Origin of the sequence: Sphingomonas vulcanisoli (assembly GCF_011761305.1) — a bacterium.
Classification (GTDB): domain Bacteria; phylum Pseudomonadota; class Alphaproteobacteria; order Sphingomonadales; family Sphingomonadaceae; genus Sphingomonas_I; species Sphingomonas_I vulcanisoli.
Map to the genome: position 1 here is coordinate 104,549 of NZ_JAAOZC010000005.1, position 19,795 is coordinate 124,343.

The window sequence follows — 19,795 nt, forward strand, 5'->3', positions numbered from 1 at the left end:
GGCCCGTTCAGTCGGAAGGTGAGGCAAAAGTGAGGCCAATGCGCGCCCTTGCGGGGTCGCGCATCGGCCTCATGTGCTTACTTGCTGTCGTCGACCTCGGAAAATTCCGCATCGACCACATCCTCGCCATGGCCGGCTTCCGCGCCGGTTGCGGCACCCGCGCCGGCGGCCGCACCTTCGGCCTGCTGCTTCTCGTAGATGGCCTGGCCCATCTTCATCGAGACCTGCATCAGCGCATTGGTCTTCTCGGTCATCTGATCGGCGTCATTGCTCTCAACCGCGCCACGGGCCGCGACGACCGCGCTTTCGATCTCAGACTTGAGGCCCGCATCGATTGTCTCGCCATGCTCGCGGAGCTGCGCTTCGGTCGAATGGATCAGGCTTTCGGCGTTGTTCTTGGCTTCCGCCGCAGCCCGACGCTTCTTGTCCTCCTCGGCGAAGGCTTCGGCATCCCGGACCATCTGATCGATGTCGCTGTCCGAAAGGCCGCCCGAGGCCTGGATCTTGATCTGCTGCTCCTTGCCGGTGCCCTTGTCCTTGGCGCTGACGTTGACGATGCCGTTGGCGTCGATATCGAACGTCACCTCGATCTGCGGCACGCCGCGCGGCGCCGGCGGGATGCCGATCAGATCGAACTGGCCGAGCATCTTATTGTCATTCGCCATCTCGCGCTCGCCCTGGAAGACGCGGATGGTGACGGCGTTCTGATTGTCGTCGGCCGTCGAATAGGTCTGGCTCTTCTTGGTCGGGATCGTCGTGTTGCGGTCGATCATCTTGGTCATGATGCCGCCCAGCGTTTCGATGCCGAGGCTCAGCGGGGTCACGTCGAGCAGCAGCACGTCCTTGACGTCGCCCTGCAGCACACCTGCCTGCACCGCCGCACCGATCGCCACCACCTCATCGGGGTTGACGCCGGTATGCGGCTCCTTGCCGAAGAACGCCTTCACGGCTTCGCGCACCTTGGGCATGCGCGTCATGCCGCCGACCAGCACGACCTCGTCGATCGCATCGGCCTTGAGGCCGGCATCGGCGAGCGCCTTCTTCATCGGCTCGATCGTCCGCTGGATCAAAGGCTCGACCAGCCGCTCGAGATCGGCGCGGCTGACCGACTTCACCAGATGCTTCGGACCCGTCGCATCGGCGGTGATGAAGGGCAGGTTGACCTCGGTGGTCTGCGTCGAGCTCAGCTCGATCTTGGCCTTCTCGGCGGCCTCCTTGAGCCGCTGGAGCGCCAGGCGATCCTTGGTAAGATCGATGCCCTCGGAAGCCTTGAAGCTCTGCGCCAGATATTCGACCAGCTTGTTGTCGAAATCCTCGCCGCCGAGGAAGGTGTCGCCGTTGGTCGACTTCACCTCGAACACGCCGTCGCCGATTTCGAGCACGGAAACGTCGAACGTGCCGCCGCCAAGATCATAGACCGCGATCGTCTTGCCGTCGTTCTTCTCGAGACCATAGGCCAGCGCCGCCGCGGTCGGCTCGTTGATGATGCGCAGCACTTCGAGGCCCGCGATCTTGCCCGCGTCCTTGGTCGCCTGGCGCTGCGCGTCGTTGAAGTAAGCCGGCACGGTGATCACCGCCTGGGTGACCGTCTCGCCGAGATAGGACTCGGCGGTTTCCTTCATCTTCTGCAGCGTGAAGGCCGAAATCTGGCTGGGCGAATAATCCTCGCCGCCCGCCTGCACCCAGGCATCGCCGTTCTGGCCCTTGACGATATGATAAGGGACGAGCTCCGTATCCTTCTTGGTGATCGGATCGTCGAAGCGGCGGCCGATCAGGCGCTTCACCGCGAAAATCGTGTTGTCGGGATTGGTCACCGCCTGGCGCTTGGCCGGCTGACCGATCAGCCGCTCGCCATCCTTGGCGAAGGCGACGATCGACGGCGTGGTGCGCGCACCTTCCGCATTCTCGATCACCTTGGGCTTGCCGCCTTCCATGACGGCGACGCAGCTGTTGGTGGTTCCCAAATCAATGCCGATGACCTTGGCCATTGTAATCCTCTTCGCGAATGTCCGTTCGTGCCGCAGGAAGTGCGCGCCCCCTCAAAAGGCAGGCGCCGCTTCATCCCCCGCGACGTTTGCAAGAGCGATATAGGGAGGGTTCCGCCGGTCGCAAGAAGCATGCTCGCATATGTGGGAGAAGGGGATTAAGCGGCGGGTATGCGCCGCCTTTCCGCCCTGCTCGCCGCTTTTGCCCTCGCCGCCTGCCATCGCGCCCCCGAACATGTCAGCGTCACGCACGCCTGGGTACGGCTGGCGGCGGTGCCGGGGCAGCCGAGCGCGGCTTATTTCGCGATGGAGGATGTGCGCACGGACATGCGGCTGGTGAAGGTGGAAAGCGCGCTCGCCCAGCGTGCCGAGCTTCACGAGAGCATGAAGACTATGGCCGGCATGGGCGAGATGAAGCCGCTTGCGAGCGTCGATCTGCCCGCGGGCGGCAAGATCGCCTTCGCGCCGGGCGGGCGCCACGTCATGCTGTTCGGGCTCGATCCCCTAGTAAAACCCGGCACCGCCGTTCCGCTCCGCTTCGGCTTTTCGGACGGCAGCACCACCGAAGCGGAGGCGAAGACCGTCGCCGCCGGCGATGACGCGCCTTACTGATGCCGGCACAGCCGGCGTGACGACGGATATTCCGCCGATCACCGAGCCCTATCTGCTCGTCGTCAACATCCCGCTCTACCACCATGGCGGCCGCCACTGGGCCGATCCTTTATGGGCCAAGGATCTGGCGCTGCACCTGACCTATATCCGCCGGCTGCTGCTGTTCTGCCCGATCGAGGACAAGCCCGCACCCGGCGATTGGATCGCGGTCGACGATCCCGCGCTGGAAATCGTCGCCGCGCCGCCGCTCTCCCTGCTGATGGCGCTGAAGCTGCCGCTGATCGTCGCCCGCATGGATGCCGCCGTGCGCCGCGTGGGCGTGGTTCACGCGAGCCCCGCCGGCTGGCCGTTCCCGCTGGGCTGGATCGCGGCGGTGCTGGCGCGGGCGCGGCATCGCTTCCTGCTGATCAACATCGAATCGAGCTTCTGGCGCGCACCGGCCGGGGCGGGCCCGCTGCGGCGATGGCAGGCACGGCTGTTTGAACGGGCGGCACGAGCATCGGTCAACGCCGCCGATCTCGCGCTCTTCACCACCGATCAATATCGCCGCACGCTCGCCACACACCCCCGCGGCGGCGCGCATCTGACGCCCGCGAGCTGGGTGGACAGCGCCCAGGTGCTGACGGCGGACGCGGCGGCGGCAAGCTGGGCGCGCAAGCCGGGGCGGCTGCTGTTCGCCGGGCGGCTGACGCCGGAGAAGGGCGTTCTCTGCCTGCTCGATGCGCTGGAGCACACCTCCGCCCAGATCGACATCATCGGCGAGGGCGACCTGATCGATCGTTGCCGCGCCGCCGCCGCCGCGCATCCGGAGCGCATCCGCCTGCTGCCGCCGGTCGCCTATGGCGACGGCTTCTTCCAGCTGATCGACGGCTACGATGCTGTAATCGTGCCGACGCTTTCGGACGAGCAGCCGCGCATCCTGTTCGATGCCTTCGCCCGCGCGGTTCCGGCGATCGCCAGCGACACGCCCGCCAACACCGAGATTGTGGGCGCGAGCGAGCGGGGCATATTGGTGGCGCGGAACGACGCGCGGGCGCTGGCGGCGGCGATGGATGCGGCGCGCGAGAATCGCGAGCAGCTCAAGGCGCTAGGCTTGGCGGCGCTGGCGTATGGCCGTTCGGCGACGCATGAGGAGCTGCACCGCACGCGCGCCGGTCATATCGCCGATTATCGCCGGAAATAATCCTCCCGACCCGGAGGATTTAGATCAACCCGCCTTCGCCACGCCGACCATCGCCGGCCGCAGCAGCCGATCCTTGATCATATAGCCGGCCTGCATCTCGTGGACGATCGTACCAGGTTCCTGATCGCTCGGCACCTCGACCATCGCCTGATGCTTGTTGGGATCGAGCTTGGCGCCGATCGCCTCGATCTTGGTGATGCCGTTGCGCTGGAAGACATTCTCCAGCTCCTTGGCGGTCATCTCGATGCCGGTGACGAAGGGCTTGAGCGCCTCGTCCTCGCGCGACGCCGCGGGGAGCCCGGCGATGGCGCGGGAGAGATTGTCGGCGACCGAGAGGATATCGCGCGCAAAGCCGGTGGCGGCATAGGCCTTGGCATCCTGCGCCTCCTTCTCGGCACGGCGGCGGACGTTCTGCATCTCGGCCTGCGTATAGAGCAATTGCTTGCGCAGCTCCTCGATCTCGGCCGTCAGCTTCGCCGAAGCATCATGCTCGGCCACTTCGGGAGCAGCTTCAGCGGTCTCTTCGCGCACATCGTCTTCGTTCATGCCATCATTCTCGTCAGTGTCTGGGCGGTGAAATCCACAATTGGGACGACCCGCGCATAGTTCAACCGCGTCGGTCCGATCACGCCGACCACGCCGACCACACGCCCCGCCGCATCATGATATGGCGCCGCGATAACCGAGGAGCCGGACAAAGCGAACAGCTTGTTCTCCGATCCGATGAAAATCTTGCAGGCCCGCGCCCCGCGCGCGCTATCGAGCAGGCGGGCGATCTCCTCCTTGCCCTCGATCTCGCCCAGCAATTGGCGGACGCGATCGAGGTCCTCGGCATCGGCGCCCTCGATCAGATTGGCCTGCCCGCGCACGATCATCACCGGGCGGCGCGATCCATCCTCGCTCCACACCGCCAGCCCACGCGCGACGAGGCCCTGCGCGGCCTTGTCGAGCGCCGAGCGCCCCTGCGCGAGTTCGTCCGCCAGCCGCGCCTGCGCTTCGGCCAGCGTCAGCCCGCCCAGCCGTTCGGTGATGTAATTGGCGGCCTCGGTCAGCGCGCCGGCGGAAACCCCCGGCGGCAGATCGACGACCCGATTCTCGACCGAGCCATCGGCGCCGACCAGCACCGCTACCGCCTGACCATGGCCGAGGCTGACAAAGCTGAACTGGCGCAGCACCGCCTCCGATCGCGGCACCAGAACCAGCCCGGCGCTGGCGGTGAGGCCGGAGAGCAATTGACTGGTCGCGGCCAGCGCCTCTTCCACGGGGCCGGGGCGCGCCTGTGCCTCGATCGCGGCGCGCTCCTCGTCGGTCGGCGCGTTGGCCTGCATCATCGCATCGACGAACAGCCTGAGGCCGCCCTCGGTCGGCATCCGCCCCGCCGACGTGTGCGGCGCGGCGAGCAGGCCCATCTCCTCCAGATCCTGCATGACGTTGCGGATCGATGCGGGCGAGAGATTGAGGCCGCCGAAGCGCGAAATGGTCCGCGATCCGATCGGCCCGCCGCTATCCAGATAGCCCTCGACCACCATGCGGAAAACCTCGCGCGCGCGGGTCGAAAGCTCGGTGATCGGCTGCGTCATGCATAAGAGGTAATGGGGCAGCGGCGCGCCCGCAATTGCAATGCGCGATCGGGAATGCTGTAGCGTCGCCATGCCGTTGCGCCAGATTCAGTCCCATGCGGCGCTCCGCGGCATCGCGGCCCTGCTCGTGGTCGCCTATCATTTCCAGTTCGACACGCACAAATTGGCGTTCGAGACGGCGACGCATTTCTTCGCGCGCGGCTATCTCGCGGTCGATTTGTTCTTCGTGCTGAGCGGCTTCATCATCGCCTACGCCAATCGTGCCGATCGCCGCGCGCCGGTGACATGGGCCGAGGCCAACAGCTTCTTCCGCGCCCGCTTTGCCCGACTCTATCCGCTGCTGATCTTCTGCCTGGCCTATCTGCTGCTGTTCCGCATCGCGTTCAGCCTGGCCTTCATCGTCGCGCACCATCCGGTGAAAGTCGATTGGTCGGAGCGATCGCTTTTGATCCTCGCCTCGCAGGCGCTGATGCTCAACGCCTGGATCCCCGATTTCGGTGGCTGGAACATCGCCAGCTGGTCGATCAGCGCCGAGATTGTCGCTTATGCGCTGTTTCCTCTGCTGGTGAACGCGCGCATCCGGGCGGATGGGCTGACGCGGACGGCGATGCTCCTCGTCTCGCTGGCGTTCTACCTTTGGATCGCAGGCGACACGGGCAGCCTCGATATCATCGGCGGCTGGGCGCCGGCGCGCTGCATCGCGGGCTTCATGCTGGGCATGCAGATCTATTATTTGCGCGATCGAATCGACGCGCTGCCGGTGGCGTGGCTTTCCGCCTTCCAGATTGCGGGTGCGGCGGGCGTGATCGCGGTGCTGCTGATGCCGGGCTGCGATCCCCTGATCATTCCCGCCGTGATCGCGCTGGTCGGCGCGACATGGAGCGATCGCGGGCTGTTGCCCTGGCTGCTCGATCGCAGGCCTTTGCTGTTCCTCGGCGACATTTCCTACTCGGTCTACCTCAACCATATCTGCATGATGGAGATGATCGATACGGTCTGGATCCGGGTCGTGACGCCCGAGGATCCGGACGATCCGCTGGTCCGGCTCGCCAAGATCGCGATCGTCTACGGCGCGGTGATCCTCGTTTCCTGGGGGACGTTCAACCATGTCGAGCGGCCTGCGCGGCAGTGGCTCTCCAGGCGCCTGCTCGGCCATCGCGCCGCGCCGATCGCAGCGTCGCCGGCGGCTCCGTGAGGCTGGCGGATCGCGGCGCATCGGGCTAGGGGCGGCGCTCGCCAACACAAGGAACCCACCATGCGCCCCTCCGGCCGCGCCCCCGATCAAATGCGGGCGATCAGCATCCAGCCTGCTTTCACCAAACATGCCGAGGGCAGCGTGCTCATCGGCTTCGGCGATACCAAGGTGCTTGTCACCGCCAGCGTGGAAGAGCGGGTGCCGCCCTTCCTGCGCGGCAAGGGCCAGGGCTGGGTGACCGCCGAATATGGCATGCTGCCCCGCGCCACCAACACCCGCGGATCGCGCGAGGCGGCCAAGGGCAAGCAATCGGGCCGCACGCAGGAAATCCAGCGGCTGATCGGCCGTTCGCTCCGCTCGGTGGTCGACATGACTTTGCTGGGCGAGCGCCAGATCACGCTCGATTGCGACGTGATCCAGGCCGATGGCGGCACGCGCACCGCTTCGATCTCGGGCGCCTGGGTGGCGCTCAGGCTGGCGATCGACGGGCTGCTCGCCGAAGGCAAGCTGACCGCCGATCCGATCAAGGCGCAGGTCGCGGCGATCTCGTGCGGCATCTATGAAGGCACGCCGGTGCTCGATCTCGATTATATCGAGGATTCGAACGCGCATGCCGATGCCAATTTCGTGCTTCTGTCGGACGGCAATATCGCCGAGGCGCAGGCCACCGCCGAAGGCGCGACCTATGACGAGGAGGCATTGCTCCGCCTGCTGCGGCTGGCGCGGATCGGCTGCAATGATATTTTCGCGGCGCAATTGCAGGCGGTACGCAAATGAACATTGACCTGGTCGACGACGAGCCCACGCCCGTGCCGCATCGCAAGCTGCAGCCGGGCAAGCTCGTCATCGCCAGTCATAATGAGGGCAAGGTGCGTGAGATTCGCGCCCTGCTCGAACCCTATGGCATCGAGCCCGTCTCGGCCGCCTCGCTCGGCATTCCCGAGCCCGAGGAGACCGGCACCACCTTCGTCGCCAACGCCGAATTGAAGGCGCGCTTCTCCGCCGATCTCTCCGGCATGGTCGCGCTGGCCGATGACAGCGGCCTGTGCGTCGATGCGCTGGGCGGAGATCCGGGCGTCTACACCGCCAATTGGGCGGAGACGCCGAACGGGCGCGATTGGCAGCTGGCCATGCGCAAGGTCGAGGATGCGCTTGCCGCCAAGGGGCCGGAGGCGGGGCGCGACGCGCATTTCGTCTGCGTGCTCTCGCTGTGCTGGCCCGACGGCCATGTCGAAAGCTTCGAGGGCCGCGTGGACGGCACGCTGACCTGGCCGCCGCGCGGCGCGGTGGGCTTCGGCTATGATCCAGTGTTCGTGGCCAATGGCATGGAGCAGACCTTCGCCGAGATCGATCCGGCGGAGAAGCATGCGATCAGCCATCGTGCGGATGCGTTCGGGAAGCTGGTCGCGGCGGTGTTGGGATGACGGCGAATAGCCCCTCTCCCCTCGTGGGAGAGGGGTTTGGGAGAGGTGGCGCGAGCGCAGCGAGCGTCCCGCATCCCGTGATTCGCGCGCCGGGGCATCGAGCCCCGTCGCCCGATCCCCTCTCCCTGCCCTCTCCCACAAGGGGAGAGGGTGTATTGGCCCTCTACATCCACTGGCCGTTTTGCGTCTCTAAGTGCCCTTATTGCGACTTCAACAGCCACGTCCGCGACAGCGTCGATCAGGACCAATGGCGCACCGCCCTCCTCGCCGATCTTGCCTACGAGGCCGAATTTGCCCCGCGCCGCCCCCTGACCTCGATCTTCTTCGGCGGCGGTACGCCCTCGCTGATGCCGCCCGCCACGGCCGCCGCGCTGATCACCGCCGCCGAACGCCACTGGGGCTTCGCGCCGGGGATTGAGATCACACTGGAGGCCAACCCCTCCTCGGTCGAGGCCGCGCGCTTCGCCGATTTCGCCGCGGTGGGGGTCAACCGCGTCAGTCTCGGGTTGCAGGCGCTCGATGACGAGACCTTGCGTTTCCTCGGACGCGCGCACGATTGCGTCGAAGGACTTGCCGCACTGGACGTCGCGCAGCGCTATTTCGATCGCGTCAGCTTCGATCTGATCTACGCCCGGCCCAACCAGACACCCGCAGAGTGGGAGGCCGAACTCGCCCGCGCGCTGGCGTTCGGCACCGATCACCTCTCGCTCTACCAGCTGACGATCGAGCCCGGCACGCGCTTCGCGACCCTCCTCGCTAGAGGAGATCTGTCGCCGCTCGACGATGACCTCGCCGCCGACATCTTCGAACTCACCCGCTCCCAAGCCGCCGCCGCGGGCCTGCCCGCCTATGAAGTCTCCAACCACGCCCGCCCCGGCCAGGAGAGCCGCCACAATCTCGCTTACTGGCGCTACGCCGATTACCTCGGCATCGGCCCCGGCGCGCACGGGCGGCGCGCGGGCGTGGCGACGGTGCGCCATCGCAAGCCGGAGAATTGGCTCAGCGCCATCGCCGACCAGCGCCATGGCATCGTCGAGGAGGAAGCGCTCTCCGCCGAGAAGCAGGCGACGGAGGCGCTGCTGATGGGTTTGCGGCTGGAGGAGGGCATTCCGCTGGCGAAGGTGGAGCGGGTGATCGATCGCAAGGCCGTTTCCCGCCTAACGGCGCAGCGTCTGCTGGCCAACGATCCGGACCGGCTGCGCGTCATGCCCCACGCGATGCTGCTGCTCGAGGCGATCCTGCGCGAGATCACGCGAAGCCACTAAAACCGTTCGCCCTGAGCTTGTCGAAGGGCCGCACTTCTTTCCGCGCGAAAAGGAAGGACTGTGCTTCGACAAGCTCAGCACGAAAGGAGATGAAAGCTACGGGTGGATCTAAAACTGCGCCGCCGCCGGCGAAACCACCGTGCCGCCGTTCGGCCCGAGCTGGTGCACCGCCAGCGCCCGCTCGGCGAGATGGCTCGATCCGAAGCGGAACGCGCCGTCCACGCCCGAAAAGCCGTCCTCGTCGCTCAGCCGATCCTGCGGGAAGGGCGCGCCGGGCTTCCAATCGCGCGCGATCCGCACCGCGAGCAGCACCGCATCATAGCCGAGGCTGGTCAGCCGGAACGGGGTGCGTCCGTAGCGCGCCTTGTAGCGCGCCGCGAGAGACTGGAACATCGCATCGTCCACGCTGGCATACCAGGCACCGGCCATCGTCGCGGCGGCGTTGAGCCCCGTCTCCGCGTTCCATAATTCGGTGCCGAGCAGCCGCGCGTCCTGGCCGCCGTGGCTGCGGATCAGCGGTGCGGCCATCACCGCCACGCGGCCGCTGTCGGCGATCAGCACGGCATCATATTTCTGCTTGGAGAGCAAAGTCACCGCCGCGCCGATCGCCTTGGGGCTGCGCTCGTAGCTCTGCATGGTGACGACATTGCCGCCTGCCGCTTCCGCCGCGCGGATCAGGGTGTTGGCGGCGCCGCGGCCATAGGCGCCCTGCGGCACCAGCCCGGCGAAGCGCGTCAGCCCGCGCGACTTGGCATAGCGCACGACGCGATCGATCGATTGCGCGGGCTGGAACCCGAGCAGCCAGACATTGTCACTGACCGCGCCCGCATCATTGGAGAAGGCGAGCACCGGCACCCCGGCACCCTTGGCGACGGGCGCAACGGCACGGACATCCTCGCCCAGCAGGGGGCCGAGGATCAGCTGGTTGCCGTCGGCGATCGCCTTGGTCGCCGCGGCCGTCGCGCCCGTGCCGGTATCGTAAGTGGTGACGCGCAGCGCGCGATCCTTGGTATCCGCCAGCGCCAGCTGCGCGGCATTGGCGATCGATTGGCCGACACTGCCGTTCGGGCCGGAAAGCGGCACCAGCAGAGCGACGCGATGCCGTTCGCGATCCTCAGGCAGCGCCGAAATGGGCGCGGCAGGGCCGGCCTTGGGCGGCGGCGGCGGCGCGATCGGCGCGCGCCGGACCGGCCCCGCCGTTTGGCATGCGGCGAGCAGCAGCGCGAACGCCATTGCCGCGGCACGCCGCCATGATTGCCGGACACGCCCTGCCTCTGCCATGCTACCCATATGCAACCCGATCCTCTTCGCCCCGGCCTCTACATCGTGGCGACACCGATCGGCAATCTCGGCGACCTGACTCCGCGCGCCGCCGATATTCTTGCCCGCGCCGACGCCATCGCGGTGGAGGATAGCCGGGTGACGGCCAAGCTGCTCCACCATATCGGCATCAAGCGGCCGATGATCCCCTATCACGATCATAACGCCGATCGCGTCCGCCCCGGCCTGATCGCGCGGCTGGGCAGCGAATCGATCGCTTTGGTCTCGGACGCGGGCACACCGCTGATTTCCGATCCCGGCTACAAGCTGGTCCGTGATGCGCGGGCGGCGGGGCATGCCGTTACGACCCTCCCCGGGCCGTGCGCCGCCATCGCCGCGATCACGCTGTCGGGATTGCCGAGCGACCGCTTCCTGTTCGCGGGCTTTCTGCCGAGCAAGGCCGGCGCGCGGACGACGGCGATAGCCGAGGTGGCAGGTATTCGGGCGACCCTGATCTTCTACGAAAGCGGGCCGCGCCTTTCGTCAGCTTTGGCGGCGCTGGCCGAGGGCTTGGGCGACCGCGATGCAGCGGTGGCGCGCGAGATCAGCAAGACGTTTGAGGAATGCGTGACGGGCACGCTCTCGGCGCTGGCCGCGCGCTATGCCGATGCGCCGCCCAAGGGGGAGATCGTGATCGTCGTCGGCCCGCCTGGCGAGGCCGAGCCTGCGAGCGAGGCTGAGGCGGATGTGTTGCTGGCGGAGGCGCTGGCGCGGCTGCCTGCAGCGAGGGCGGCGGGCGAGGTGGCCAAGGCGACGGGGCTCAACAAGCGGGATCTGTATGCGCGAGCGTTGGCGTTGAAAGATAAGCCCCTCCCCTTCAGGAGTTCGGGGTCGGCGGTGCCCCCGGCACCGCCTGAAACTGCCGGGGGCAGTTTCAGTCCGAACTGGGTTGGGGTGGGGGATGCGGATAATCGACGTGGTGTTGCCTCTCTACGTCTCCCCCACCCCCCGGCCCCCTCCCCTGAAGGGGAGGGGGAGTAGTGCGCGATCGCCGTCGGGCGGAGGCGCAGGGGCGGCTTGGCGAGACGGCGGCGGCGTGGTGGCTGCGGCTCAAAGGCTGGCGCATCCTCGATCGCCGGGTGCGCACGTCCGTTGGCGAGGTCGATCTCGTCGCCAAACGTGGCAATCTCATCGCCTTCGTCGAAGTGAAGCGCCGCGCCACCGCCGCCGATCTCGATTTCGCGATCGACGAGCGCCGCCTTGCGCGCGTCGCTGCCGCCGCCGAGCTATTGATGCCGCGCTACGCCGGGCCGCAGGACGATATCCGCATCGACGTCATCCTGATCGCGCCCGGCCGCGCGTTGCGGCATATCGAGAACGCCTGGATCGGGTGACAGCGCCGGTTGGCGCGCCTACCTAGCCCTCCGTTGGTCCCGAGCGAAGTCGAGGGACGTAGCCGGCGTGTCTCGACTGCGCTCGGGACGAACGGGAGTGAGTGGATGAGCCTTCGCGTCGCGGTTCAGATGGATCCGCTGGAAACGGTCAACATCGCGGGTGATTCGACTTTCGCGGTGATGCTCTCCGCCCAGGCGCGGGGGCATAAGCTCTGGCATTATCAGGCGGGCGATCTGACCTATGTCGATGGCCGCCTCACCGCACCCGCCCGCGCGGTCACCGTCCAGCGCGTCGAGGGCGGCCATTTCACCGCCGGGCCGATCGAGACGATCGATCTGGGCAGCGATATCGATGTGGTGCTGATGCGCCAGGATCCGCCGTTCGATCTGGCCTATATCACCGCGACCCATTTGCTCGAACGCATTCAGCACGAGACGTTGGTGGTCAACGATCCCGCCGCGGTGCGCAACGCGCCCGAGAAATTGTTCGTGCTCGATTATGCCGAATTCATGCCGCCGACGATGATCACGCGCAGCCTAGAGCGGGCCCGCGCTTTCCATGCCGCGCATGGCGAAGTCGTCGTGAAGCCGCTTTACGGCAATGCCGGATCGGCGGTGTTCCATGTCGGCAAGGCCGACGCCAACCTCGCCGCGCTCACCGAATTGTTCGGACAGGTGTGGCGCGAGCCGTTCATGGTGCAGGCCTTTCTGCCCGACGTGTCCAAGGGCGACAAACGCATCGTGCTGATCGACGGCCAACCGGCGGGCGCGGTCAACCGCCTGCCCAAGCCGGGCGAAATCCGCTCCAATCTCGCGGTCGGCGGCAAGGGTGCGCAGGCCGAGCTGACGGCGAGGGAGGTGGAAATTTGCGCCAAGCTCGGCCCGGAACTGGCGCGGCGCGGGCTGCTGTTCGTCGGAATCGACGTGATCGCGGGCTATTTGACCGAAATCAACGTCACCTCGCCCACCGGCATCGTTGCAATCGATCGCTTCAACGGCACCGATACCGCCGCACTGATCTGGAATGCGATCGAAAAACGGCAGAAAGCTGCCTACGCATAGAAGGCCGCCGCAGGAAAAGGGGGGAACCCACGGCGGCCTAACTCATTATGCGTTGCGGTTTTTATGGATGGGCGGTGTGCGCCGCGCGGTTGGCGGCTTCCGCCAAGATCTCGGCCTCGAACCCCTCGACGGGGTGGTAACCGGTGATCAGCACCCGGCGCGGCGCCGAGGCACTGACAGCGCCGCGGCCCGGAGTAGAAACATAATATTCACTACTGGCAGTCCAGTAATTCTTAATTTCTGTGTGGCGATCACCAACATCAAGATCAGATAAAACGCTGCCATTACCAATCGCCCCAGAAATCGGAGCGTCTGCAAACGCTGGAACCGCAGGGCTACACAAAGCTACTAGCACAAAACTCTTCGCTACTAAGCTACCCATCACGAAAACCCACGCTACCAAAACACTTACAGGGATATTAACCTCTCAATCAGTTGGGAGTTGCATGAACTTAATATTTATGAATTGGTCCGAATCGGACTGATTCGTCAAAACGCCCCTCAGGCGCCGTGGATGAGCCGCTCGCCTTCGATTCGCCGGTAGAAGCAACTGCGCTCGCCGGTGTGGCAGGCAGGCCCGGCCGGATCGACCCGCAGCCAGACCGCATCCTGATCGCAATCGATCCGGGCCTCGATCACGCGCAGCACATGCCCGGAGCTCTCGCCCTTCTTCCAAAGCCGCCCGCGCGACCGCGACCAGAACCACGCCTCGCCGGTCTCGATCGTCCGCGCCAGCGCGTCTGCATTCATATGCGCGAGCATCAGCACCTCGCCGCTCACCGCATGGGTGGCGACCGCGGTGATCAGGCCGGCGGCGTCCCAGCGGGGCGTCAGCGCATCGGTCGTTTCAATGCTCATCCGTATTTCCTCGGCCTAACTTGCAACTCAATTGTCATCTACGGGCGCACGGCAGGCGACAAAAGCGCTCCGGGGCCCTATATCGCGGGGCGCGGCGCAGCGGGACGGATAATGCTGACCACCAATCCCTTCGAAGACGAATATGGCGACAAACTCCGCGAGGAGTGCGGTGTGTTCGGGGTGTTCAACGCCGAATCGGCGGCGGCGATCGTCGCGCTCGGGCTGCACGCGCTCCAGCATCGCGGGCAGGAGGCGGCGGGCGTCACCAGCTGGGACGGCGCTGCTTTCCATACCCACCGCGCGATGGGTCACGTCGCGGGCAATTTCGATCGCGACGACATCATCCGCGCGCTGCCCGGCCGGGTCGCCTGCGGCCATGTCCGCTATTCGACCACCGGCGAGACCGCGCTCCGCAACGTCCAGCCCCTGTTCGCCGAGCTGCAGAGCGGCGGTTTTGCCGTCGCCCACAATGGCAATCTTTCCAACGCGGTGAAGCTGCGCCGCGATCTGGTGCGGCGCGGATCGATCTTCCAATCGACCAGCGACACCGAGACGATCATCCACCTCGTCGCCACCTCACAATATCGCACTTTGATCGATCGCTTCATCGATGCGCTGCGCCAGATCGAGGGTGCGTATTCGCTGATCTGCATGACGCCCGAGGGCATGATCGCCTGCCGCGATCCGCTCGGCATCCGGCCACTGGTGATGGGCAAGCTCGGCGATGCGACGATCTTCGCCAGCGAGACGGTGGCGCTCGACGTCTGCGGCGCGGAGTTCGTGCGCGAGGTCGAGCCCGGCGAACTCATCACCGTCTCCGAAAGCGGCATCCGATCGGTCCGCCCGTTCGGCGAGGTCCGCGCGCGGCCCTGCGTGTTCGAACATGTCTATTTCTCGCGCCCCGATTCGGTTTCGGACGGGCGTTCGGTCTACGACGTCCGCAAGGCGATCGGCGCCGAGCTGGCGCGTGAGCGGCCGGTGGAGGTCGATATGGTCATCCCCGTCCCCGATTCGGGCGTGCCGGCGGCGATCGGCTATGCGCAGGCGAGCGGCATCCCGTTCGAACTCGGCATCATCCGCAGCCATTATGTCGGCCGCACCTTCATCCAGCCCGCCGACAATATCCGCCATCTCGGCGTCAAGCTTAAGCACAACGCCAACAGCGCGCTAATCCGGGGCAAGCGCATCGTGCTGATCGACGATTCGATCGTGCGCGGCACCACCAGCCTCAAGATCGTGCAGATGATGCGCGATGCCGGCGCGACCGAGGTGCATATGCGCATCGCCTCGCCGCCGACGCGGCACAGCTGTTTCTATGGCGTCGACACGCCCGAGCGCGCCAAATTGCTCGCCGCGCGGATGACGGTCGAGGAGATGGCGGCCTATATCAACGCCGACAGCCTGGCTTTCGTCTCGGTCGACGGGCTGTATCGGGCTTTGGGTGAGCAAGGCCGTGACGCGCTCAAGCCCAGCCATTGCGACGCCTGCTTCACCGGCGATTATCCGACGCCGCTGACCGATCACGACGATATCGCCGTCCCCGACCAGTTCGCGCTGCTGGATGAGAGGGTGATGGCCTAGAACTCCTCCCCGGAACGGGGAGGGGGACCGCCGCGAAGCGGTGGTGGAGGGGGCTTTCCACTAGGCGTAGCGCTGAATTGGGAGCCCCCTCCGTCAGGCCTCCCGGCCTGCCACCTCCCCGTGCCGGGGAGGATCTAGTCCCGCTTTTTGCCATCCAACTCCCGCGCTACTCGCGCCTTCTCTGCCTCGGCCAGCGTCCGCACCGCCTTGCTCCGCCCATGCAGCGCGCGCTTCTCCGCCGCTTCGGCTTCCTTCGCCGCCCGCGCCCTGGCCTTGCGCGCCATCCTGAGGTTGACGATCTCCGCCATCAGCGCCCGATCGTCCTGGCCAGCCACGCCGCCGCCGTCTCGGGCGTTGCCTTATCCGTATCGCGATCGACCAGATAATTGGCCTGCCGCATCGTCTCCACCGGGATCGCGTCGATCAGCGGCTGCAGCGCCGCGCGCAGCTTCGCGTCCCCGGCATGCGCCGGCGACAGCAACAACACCGCATCATAATGCGGCAGCGCGCCTTTCGGATCGCCGAGCACGACGAGATGCTCCGCCGCGATCCGTCCGTCCGAAGAGAAAGCCGAGATCACGTCCGCCTGCCCGCTCGCCAGCGCGCGGTACATGAAGGTGGGGCTATAAGCGCGGCTGTCGCGGAAGCGCAGGCCATAAGTATCCCGCACCGCCTTCCATTCGGGCCGATCGAGGAATTCCAGGTCCGCGCCCAGCGCCAGCCTCGGCGCCCTGGCGGCGAGCTGATCGAGCGATCCGATCCCGCTGCCCGCGCGCATCGCCAGCGCATAGGCATTCTCGAACCCCAGCGGCCCGAGCAGCGCGGTCTTCGGCCCCGCCGCCATCCATCTTGCGATCCCGTCGAGCATCGCCGCCCGCGAAGGCGTGTCACTGCGCCCCATCGCCCCGGTCCACAACGTTCCCGAATAATCGACATAGACATCGACATCGCCGCCCGCGAGCGCGCGGAACGCCACCGCCGATCCCAGCCCCTCCCGATAGCGGACCTGATAGCCCGCTTTCTCCAGCCGGGTGCCGATCAGCCGGGCGAGGATGAACTGCTCCGAGAAATTCTTGGCGCCGACGGTGATGGTCGGGCGCGTCGAGGCCGTGCCGGTAGGCATCAGCGCCAACCCCAGCGCGACCGCCAATGGGATCAGCCCGGCCCCGATCGGCCCTTTGCGCCGCTTCGCGATCCCGCGCTCGATCAGCGCGAGCAGCCCATCCACCGCCAGCGCCAGCCCCGCCGCGCCGACGCAGCCGGAGAGCACCAGCACCCAGCTTTCGGTCTGTAGCCCCGAAAAGATCGGGTTGCCGAGCGACGGATAGCCGACCGTGGTGGCGAGCGTCGCCGCGCCGATCGTCCACACCGCCGCGGTACGGATCCCCGCCATCGCCACCGGCGCGGCCAGCGGCAGTTCGACCAGCCGCAGCCGTTGGCCGGCGGTCATGCCGACACCGTCCGCCGCCTGCAGCACGCCCGCATCGATGCCGTTGAGGCCCGCGATCGTATTCCGCAGGATCGGCAGCAGGGCATAGAGCGAAAGAGCCAGTAATGCGGGCAGGAAGCCTAGCGCCGGGATGCCGCCGCCGACGAGTTTCGAGAGCCACAGCAGCAGCGGGTAGAAAAGCGCGAGGAGGGCGAGCCCGGGAATCGTCTGGATCAGCCCGGCGAGCCCCAGCGCGACGGCGCGGAGGCGGGGGCGGCGCGCGGCGAGGATTGCCAGCGGCAGGCCGACGATGAGCGCCAACGCCATGGCCGCTGCGGAAAGCAGCAGGTGGCTGGCGATCAGCGGCGGCAATTGGGCGAGGGCGCTTATCAAGATGAGCCCCTCCCCTTCAGGGGAGGGGACGGGGGTGGGGTAGCGGCGACGGGGGCTCGATGCCCCCGACGGCGCTTTTGGGGCGATCGGACTCCCCCACCCCAACCCCTCCCCTGAAGGGGAGGGGCTAAAAAAGAGGATCGGCGCGCCCTCACCCCCCCAGCGCCTTGAGCCGCTCGGCCTGGTCCCTCGGCACCGCGACCAGCGCCGCCGCTTCCGCGCCCGCCTTGCCCGCCAGCATCTCGGCAGGCGTGGCATCGCCCACGATCCGCCCCTTCGCCATCACCAGCACGCGATCGGCGAGCAGCAGCGCCTCGGCCATGTCGTGCGTCACGAGGATCGTTGTCAGCCCCTCGCTCGCATGCAAAGCGCGCACCGTGCGCCCGAGCTGATCGCGCGTCACCGGATCGAGCGCGCCGAACGGCTCGTCCATCAGCAGCAGCTTGCCGCCGCCGGCCAGCGCGCGGGCGATGCCGACGCGCTGCTGCTGCCCGCCAGAGAGTTCGGCGGGCATCCGGCGCGCATGATCCTCGGGCAACCCAACCTGCCGCAGCCGCGCCGCGACATCGACGCTCTCACCACAGAGCCGCGGCCCTATCGCGATATTCTCCGCGACCGACATATGCGGGAACAGGCCGATGTTCTGGAAGACATAGCCGGTCTCGCGCCGCAGCTTGATCGGATCGAGCCCCGCAACGTCCCGGCCATCGCGCAGCACGCGGCCATCGTCGGGCGCGTCGAGCCGGTTGGCCATCCGCAGCAGGCTCGATTTGCCCGACCCCGAAGTCCCCACCAAGGCGACGAACCTGCCTGCCGCGATTGCCACACTAACCCCATCCACCGCCGTCACCGTGCCATGGCGGCGGACGACGGCTTCGAACGCGAGCGCGGGTTCAGCCGACAATCGAATCGATCGCCTGCGCCAGCGCCACATCGCGCTGGGAAAGACCGTCGGCATCATGCGTGGTCAGCGTGATATCGACGCGGTTCCAGACATTGGACCATTCGGGATGATGATCCGCCTTCTCGGCGAGGATTGCGATCCGCGTCATGAAAGCGAAGGCGGCGGCGAAATCGAGGAAGGTCAAGCGGCGGTGGATCGCGTCACGGCCGGGATCATAGCGCCATTCGGGCAGGCCGCTGAGCGCTTCGGCGCGTTCGGCTTCGTCGAGACGTCGGATGGTCAAGGGCTGCTCCCGCTGGCGCGGCATCGCGCCACCTTCTATGTCGCAGGGAAGATGGGGGAAGGTCAAACCGCGCTGATCCTGGAGGACGTCGCCTGCCTGCGCGGGGACCGGCTGCTGTTCGAAGGGCTCGGCCTGCGGCTGGGACCAGGCGAGGCCGCGCTGGTGACGGGGCCGAACGGCGTCGGCAAATCGAGCTTGCTGCGGGTGATCGCAGGGTTGCTGGCGCCCGCGGCGGGCCGGGTGACAGTGGAGGGCAAGGTTGCGTTGGCGGCGGAGCAGGCGGCGCTGGATGAAGGGCGGACGCTGGAGGCAGCGCTGGGATTCTGGGCTGGAATTGATGGCGTTGATCACCCTCACCCTTCCCAATCGTCTTCGCCGATCGGGCCCCTTCCCTCTCCCTCGAGGGAGAGGGAGGGAGGCGCGCAGCGCCGGGAGGGTGAGGGTGATCCCAGCTATCTCAATTCCGCCATGACCGCGATGGGCATCGCCCACCTTGCCCAAATCCCCGTGCGGATGCTCTCCACCGGCCAGCGCAAGCGCGCCGTGCTGGCGCGGACGATCTCCAGTGGGGCGGTGGTGTGGCTGCTCGACGAGCCCGGCAACGGGCTGGACGATGTAGCCCTCGAAGCCTTGGGCGCGGCGATAGAGGCGCACCGCACCAACGGCGGCATCGTCGTCGCGGCGAGCCATCAGCCGCTGCCCTTCGAACCGACCACCCGGATCGCGCTATGAGAGCCGTCCTCGCCATCATCCGCCGCGATCTGGTCCTGACGTTCGGATCAGGCGGCGGCTGGCTGCCGATCCTCTTCTATCTGCTGATCGCCATCCTCATGCCGTTCGCGATCGGGCCGGACCAGCAATTGCTTGGGCGGGTCGGCGGCGGGATCGCCTGGGCGGCGGCTTTGCTCGCGGCTTTGCTGCCGATCGAGCGGCTGATTGCGCCCGACCTTTCCAGCGGGGTGATCGATCAGCTGACGGTGCGCGGCATCTCGCGGGAAGGCATCGGCGCCGCCAAGCTGATTGCGCATTGGCTGGCGTTCGGGCCGCCGCTGATGCTGGCCACCCTCCCCGCCGCCGCCCTGCTCGGCATTACGCCCGCGATATTGGCGCGGCTCGAACTCGGTCTGCTGATCGGCACCCCCGGCCTCGCGGCGCTGGCGCTGGCGACCGCCGCGCTGACCGCCGGCTTGCGCGGCGCGGGCGCGCTCGCCGGGCTGATGATGCTGCCGCTGGCGATCCCGTTGCTGATCTTCGGCGCAGGCGCGCTGGCGCAGGGGGCGGGAGCTCTCAAATTGCTGGCGGCGGCGTCCTTGCTGCTGGTGGCCGGGACGCCGTTCGTCGTGGGGGGGGCGCTGCGCTTTCGGGATTAACCTCTACCGTGCTCCGG

Annotated in this window: 21 protein-coding genes and 1 pseudogene; 12 read left to right on the forward strand and 10 right to left on the reverse strand. The window is 67.1% G+C overall.

Annotation, left to right across the window (positions count from 1 at the left end):
* Nucleotides 1-77 precede the first annotated feature (77 nt).
* Nucleotides 78-1,988 carry a molecular chaperone DnaK gene (dnaK, locus tag FHS31_RS11030; RefSeq protein WP_167073459.1) on the reverse strand — a complete coding sequence of 637 codons (1,911 nt, stop codon included), beginning with the start codon at nt 1,986-1,988 and terminating at the stop codon, nt 78-80.
* A gap of 168 nt (nt 1,989-2,156) precedes the next feature.
* On the opposite strand from dnaK, the gene FHS31_RS11035 reads away from it, so the two are divergent.
* Both FHS31_RS11035 and FHS31_RS11040 read left to right on the forward strand, forming a co-directional pair.
* On the forward strand, nt 2,157-2,597 hold the full coding sequence (locus tag FHS31_RS11035) for a copper chaperone PCu(A)C (protein WP_167073462.1): 441 nt from the start codon (nt 2,157-2,159) through the stop codon (nt 2,595-2,597).
* The gene (locus FHS31_RS11040) at nt 2,581-3,780 is read left to right on the forward strand and encodes a glycosyltransferase (protein ID WP_167073465.1); all 1,200 of its coding nucleotides are present in this window, start codon (nt 2,581-2,583) and stop codon (nt 3,778-3,780) included. The genes FHS31_RS11035 and FHS31_RS11040 overlap by 17 nt, the downstream gene beginning before the upstream one ends.
* A gap of 24 nt (nt 3,781-3,804) precedes the next feature.
* On the opposite strand, the gene grpE is transcribed toward FHS31_RS11040, so the two are convergent.
* Together grpE and hrcA are read right to left on the reverse strand one after the other, a co-directional pair.
* Nucleotides 3,805-4,326: a nucleotide exchange factor GrpE gene (grpE, locus tag FHS31_RS11045; protein WP_167073467.1), complete on the reverse strand. Its 522-nt coding sequence runs from the start codon at nt 4,324-4,326 to the stop codon at nt 3,805-3,807.
* Nucleotides 4,323-5,360, reverse strand: coding sequence for a heat-inducible transcriptional repressor HrcA (gene hrcA, locus FHS31_RS11050; RefSeq protein WP_167073469.1), 1,038 nt, complete (start codon nt 5,358-5,360; stop codon nt 4,323-4,325). Before hrcA ends, grpE begins: the two co-directional genes overlap by 4 nt.
* 70 nt (nt 5,361-5,430) lie before the next feature.
* On the opposite strand from hrcA, the gene FHS31_RS11055 reads away from it, so the two are divergent.
* From FHS31_RS11055 to hemW, 4 genes are all read left to right on the forward strand, one after another.
* On the forward strand, nt 5,431-6,555 hold the full coding sequence (locus FHS31_RS11055; protein WP_167073471.1) for an acyltransferase family protein: 1,125 nt from the start codon (nt 5,431-5,433) through the stop codon (nt 6,553-6,555).
* Between the two features lie 60 nt (nt 6,556-6,615).
* A complete protein-coding gene (gene rph / locus FHS31_RS11060) occupies nt 6,616-7,332 on the forward strand; it encodes a ribonuclease PH (protein WP_167073474.1) in 717 nt (238 codons plus the stop codon).
* Nucleotides 7,329-7,979, forward strand: a complete 651-nt coding sequence (gene rdgB / locus FHS31_RS11065; RefSeq protein ID WP_167073476.1) for an RdgB/HAM1 family non-canonical purine NTP pyrophosphatase — start codon at nt 7,329-7,331, stop codon at nt 7,977-7,979. Before rph ends, rdgB begins: the two co-directional genes overlap by 4 nt.
* Before the next feature lie 155 nt (nt 7,980-8,134).
* A complete protein-coding gene (hemW, locus tag FHS31_RS11070; protein ID WP_243843416.1) occupies nt 8,135-9,244 on the forward strand; it encodes a radical SAM family heme chaperone HemW in 1,110 nt (369 codons plus the stop codon).
* A 108-nt stretch (nt 9,245-9,352) separates the two neighbouring features.
* Here hemW and FHS31_RS11075 read toward each other — a convergent pair whose 3' ends face one another.
* Nucleotides 9,353-10,534 (reverse strand): penicillin-binding protein activator, encoded by a 1,182-nt coding sequence (locus FHS31_RS11075; RefSeq protein ID WP_341786342.1) that lies wholly within the window; start codon nt 10,532-10,534, stop codon nt 9,353-9,355.
* Between FHS31_RS11075 and rsmI the strand changes: the two are divergent.
* The 3 genes and pseudogenes from rsmI to gshB all read left to right on the forward strand — a co-directional run.
* Nucleotides 10,535-11,365 (forward strand): annotated as a pseudogene (rsmI, locus tag FHS31_RS11080) (16S rRNA (cytidine(1402)-2'-O)-methyltransferase); the annotation flags it as partial.
* A 179-nt stretch (nt 11,366-11,544) separates the two neighbouring features.
* On the forward strand, nt 11,545-11,898 hold the full coding sequence (locus FHS31_RS11085; RefSeq protein ID WP_167073482.1) for a YraN family protein: 354 nt from the start codon (nt 11,545-11,547) through the stop codon (nt 11,896-11,898).
* Nucleotides 11,899-12,003: 105 nt separating this feature from the next.
* On the forward strand, nt 12,004-12,960 hold the full coding sequence (gene gshB / locus FHS31_RS11090) for a glutathione synthase (protein ID WP_167073484.1): 957 nt from the start codon (nt 12,004-12,006) through the stop codon (nt 12,958-12,960).
* A 61-nt stretch (nt 12,961-13,021) separates the two neighbouring features.
* Here the strand turns inward: gshB and FHS31_RS11095 are convergent, their stop codons facing one another.
* Nucleotides 13,022-13,342, reverse strand: coding sequence for a hypothetical protein (locus tag FHS31_RS11095; RefSeq protein WP_167073485.1), 321 nt, complete (start codon nt 13,340-13,342; stop codon nt 13,022-13,024).
* 119 nt (nt 13,343-13,461) lie between these two features.
* Nucleotides 13,462-13,818, reverse strand: coding sequence for a phosphoribosyl-AMP cyclohydrolase (hisI, locus tag FHS31_RS11100; RefSeq protein WP_167073487.1), 357 nt, complete (start codon nt 13,816-13,818; stop codon nt 13,462-13,464).
* A 111-nt stretch (nt 13,819-13,929) separates the two neighbouring features.
* On the opposite strand from hisI, the gene purF reads away from it, so the two are divergent.
* Nucleotides 13,930-15,399 carry an amidophosphoribosyltransferase gene (gene purF, locus FHS31_RS11105; RefSeq protein WP_167073489.1) on the forward strand — a complete coding sequence of 490 codons (1,470 nt, stop codon included), beginning with the start codon at nt 13,930-13,932 and terminating at the stop codon, nt 15,397-15,399.
* Between the two features lie 134 nt (nt 15,400-15,533).
* Here purF and FHS31_RS11110 read toward each other — a convergent pair whose 3' ends face one another.
* The 4 genes from FHS31_RS11110 to FHS31_RS11125 form a co-directional block, all read right to left on the reverse strand.
* A complete protein-coding gene (locus tag FHS31_RS11110) occupies nt 15,534-15,734 on the reverse strand; it encodes a DUF4169 family protein (protein ID WP_425057224.1) in 201 nt (66 codons plus the stop codon).
* On the reverse strand, nt 15,707-17,221 hold the full coding sequence (locus FHS31_RS11115) for an ABC transporter permease/substrate-binding protein (protein WP_243843417.1): 1,515 nt from the start codon (nt 17,219-17,221) through the stop codon (nt 15,707-15,709). Before FHS31_RS11115 ends, FHS31_RS11110 begins: the two co-directional genes overlap by 28 nt.
* Nucleotides 17,222-17,372: 151 nt before the next feature.
* Entirely contained in the window at nt 17,373-18,125 is a 753-nt protein-coding gene (locus FHS31_RS11120; RefSeq protein ID WP_167073491.1) for an ATP-binding cassette domain-containing protein, read from the reverse strand.
* Complete coding sequence (locus FHS31_RS11125) at nt 18,115-18,408, reverse strand: 4a-hydroxytetrahydrobiopterin dehydratase (RefSeq protein ID WP_167073493.1); 294 nt, start codon at nt 18,406-18,408, stop codon at nt 18,115-18,117. The genes FHS31_RS11120 and FHS31_RS11125 overlap by 11 nt, the downstream gene beginning before the upstream one ends.
* Nucleotides 18,409-18,459: 51 nt before the next feature.
* Here FHS31_RS11125 and FHS31_RS11130 point away from each other — a divergent pair, with 51 nt between their 5' ends.
* Both FHS31_RS11130 and FHS31_RS11135 read left to right on the forward strand, forming a co-directional pair.
* Nucleotides 18,460-19,140, forward strand: coding sequence for an ABC transporter ATP-binding protein (locus FHS31_RS11130; protein ID WP_167073495.1), 681 nt, complete (start codon nt 18,460-18,462; stop codon nt 19,138-19,140).
* Entirely contained in the window at nt 19,137-19,778 is a 642-nt protein-coding gene (locus FHS31_RS11135) for a heme exporter protein CcmB (protein WP_167073497.1), read from the forward strand. Before FHS31_RS11130 ends, FHS31_RS11135 begins: the two co-directional genes overlap by 4 nt.
* Nucleotides 19,779-19,795: the final 17 nt, after the last annotated feature.

Bases quoted from the DNA above. Each gene is read 5' to 3' on its own strand.
- FHS31_RS11055 (WP_167073471.1), top strand. From the start codon at position 5,431: ATGCCGTTGCGCCAGATTCAGTCCCATGCGGCGCTCCGCGGCATCGCG.
- hisI (WP_167073487.1), bottom strand. From the start codon at position 13,818: ATGAGCATTGAAACGACCGATGCGCTGACGCCCCGCTGGGACGCCGCC.
- rph (WP_167073474.1), top strand. From the start codon at position 6,616: ATGCGCCCCTCCGGCCGCGCCCCCGATCAAATGCGGGCGATCAGCATC.
- hrcA (WP_167073469.1), bottom strand. From the start codon at position 5,360: ATGACGCAGCCGATCACCGAGCTTTCGACCCGCGCGCGCGAGGTTTTC.
- rdgB (WP_167073476.1), top strand. From the start codon at position 7,329: ATGAACATTGACCTGGTCGACGACGAGCCCACGCCCGTGCCGCATCGC.
- FHS31_RS11035 (WP_167073462.1), top strand. From the start codon at position 2,157: ATGCGCCGCCTTTCCGCCCTGCTCGCCGCTTTTGCCCTCGCCGCCTGC.
- dnaK (WP_167073459.1), bottom strand. From the start codon at position 1,988: ATGGCCAAGGTCATCGGCATTGATTTGGGAACCACCAACAGCTGCGTC.
- FHS31_RS11135 (WP_167073497.1), top strand. From the start codon at position 19,137: ATGAGAGCCGTCCTCGCCATCATCCGCCGCGATCTGGTCCTGACGTTC.
- FHS31_RS11075 (WP_341786342.1), bottom strand. From the start codon at position 10,534: ATGGGTAGCATGGCAGAGGCAGGGCGTGTCCGGCAATCATGGCGGCGT.
- FHS31_RS11130 (WP_167073495.1), top strand. From the start codon at position 18,460: ATGGGGGAAGGTCAAACCGCGCTGATCCTGGAGGACGTCGCCTGCCTG.
- grpE (WP_167073467.1), bottom strand. From the start codon at position 4,326: ATGAACGAAGACGATGTGCGCGAAGAGACCGCTGAAGCTGCTCCCGAA.
- FHS31_RS11040 (WP_167073465.1), top strand. From the start codon at position 2,581: ATGACGCGCCTTACTGATGCCGGCACAGCCGGCGTGACGACGGATATT.
- purF (WP_167073489.1), top strand. From the start codon at position 13,930: ATGCTGACCACCAATCCCTTCGAAGACGAATATGGCGACAAACTCCGC.
- FHS31_RS11095 (WP_167073485.1), bottom strand. From the start codon at position 13,342: ATGGGTAGCTTAGTAGCGAAGAGTTTTGTGCTAGTAGCTTTGTGTAGC.
- gshB (WP_167073484.1), top strand. From the start codon at position 12,004: ATGAGCCTTCGCGTCGCGGTTCAGATGGATCCGCTGGAAACGGTCAAC.